General features: G+C 42.1%; 2 protein-coding genes. Both read left to right on the forward strand.

The genetic code is table 11. The features are described from left to right. Positions 1-130: 130 nt before the first annotated feature. The gene (gene comGA / locus KTE19_RS13565) at positions 131-1102 is read left to right on the forward strand and encodes a competence type IV pilus ATPase ComGA (RefSeq protein WP_217342508.1); all 972 of its coding nucleotides are present in this window, start codon (positions 131-133) and stop codon (positions 1100-1102) included. Next, entirely contained in the window at positions 1032-1541 is a 510-nt protein-coding gene (locus KTE19_RS13570) for a type II secretion system F family protein (protein ID WP_217342509.1), read from the forward strand. The genes comGA and KTE19_RS13570 overlap by 71 nt, the downstream gene beginning before the upstream one ends. Positions 1542-1592 lie beyond the last annotated feature (51 nt).

Raw genomic sequence — 1592 nt, forward strand, 5'->3', positions numbered from 1 at the left:
CCCCGTAAATGTCTCGGATGGAAAACGCCTTATGAAATATTCTTTAATGTAGTGTTGCACTTAATTTGACAATTCAAGCCTAAATAAATTTCATTTAGTCTCCGTATTTAACTAATAAGGGGTGAAATAAATGGAAATTAGCCAACAAATTGATGCACTTTTATCTGATGCGGTATCCAGACAGGCAAGTGATATCTATTTTCTGCCAATGAATGGTGAATATCAGGTCAAAATTAGAAGTCAACAGGAGGTGACTTTGTGGGATCAAGTTAGGTACTTAAAGGCTCGGAGAATGATGAATTATTGCAAGTATTTAGCAGACATGGCTTTGAGCGAGCAGCGGCGGCCACAATTGGGTGCAATGGAATGGCATAGTGGCGATGCAAAATACGCCCTACGGTTGTCGTCGGTCGGCAACTTCAACGATGATGAGTCAATGGTGATTCGAATTATCTATTCCCTAACGGATGTGAAAGGGACTTTCGTCAATGATCATCAGATTCAGACAATTGCTGAGTTAAGTCAGCGTCGGGGATTAGTGGTGTTTTCAGGGCCAACCGGGTCTGGCAAGACAACGACCATCTATAATCTTGTGAAAGACTTGGTGTCAGATGAATTTGTCATGACGATTGAAGATCCAATTGAAATTAAGGAATCCCATTTTCTCCAGTTGCAAGTCAATCATGACGCGGGGATGGACTATGCCGATCTAATTAAGGTCGGTCTTCGGCATCGACCAGATATTTTTATTATCGGTGAAATTCGGGATCAGCAGACAGCGGCAGCCGCGATTAAAGCTGCTCTAAGCGGTCATTTGGTATATACAACCGTTCATGCTCAAGATCCAGGTGGGGTGATCAAACGGTTGAGCCAGCTCGGAATTGACGATGAGTTCATTTCTCAAGCATTGACTGCAGTTGCCTATCAGCGACTATTGCCGACAATTGGTGGGGACCAACGCGCGCTGTTAGTGGCCCATAATTTCGACAAATTAACGTCAATGACAAACTATGATTGGAGTGACTGGCAGAATGAGCTCAAACAAGCAGAAAAGTCGGGGTTGGTATCCGAACAAACTGTTCAAAAATATTGGCAGGGGTAATCGATGGAATACAACCATTCAGGCGAATTTCTTTGATTCATTGGCCAACTTGTTAAACATTGGCTTTTCACTTACAGAAGCGTTGGGATTCATCGCTGACACTGATAAGCAATTGACGAGCGGGGTTATCGAAATTCAACAAAAATTGACAGATGGTTATTCATTTTCAGAAAGCATTAAGTCGATGGTTGACGCCCAGTCATATCACCAATTGCTGATAGCTGAAAGACATGGGCAATTACGTGAAGTATTGGCCGAGCTGGCCACCTTTGATCGGCTGAAGCTCAAGCAATTTAAAAAAATTCACGCGATCCTGGTTTACCCGCTGTTTTTATGCTTAATTTTGCTGATTCTTATTACAATGATTCACGTGTATGTTTTTCCACAAATTGAACAGCTCATGCCAAGTATTAGAAGCTGTCTAAAATCTCTTAAGTAATAGTGCTAAAAACGCTAAAACGACCATTTGCAGACTGGTGGTTAATTGACG

Origin of the sequence: Lentilactobacillus dabitei (assembly GCF_019061365.1) — a bacterium.
In the GTDB taxonomy this organism is placed as follows: Bacteria; Bacillota; Bacilli; order Lactobacillales; family Lactobacillaceae; genus Lentilactobacillus; species Lentilactobacillus dabitei.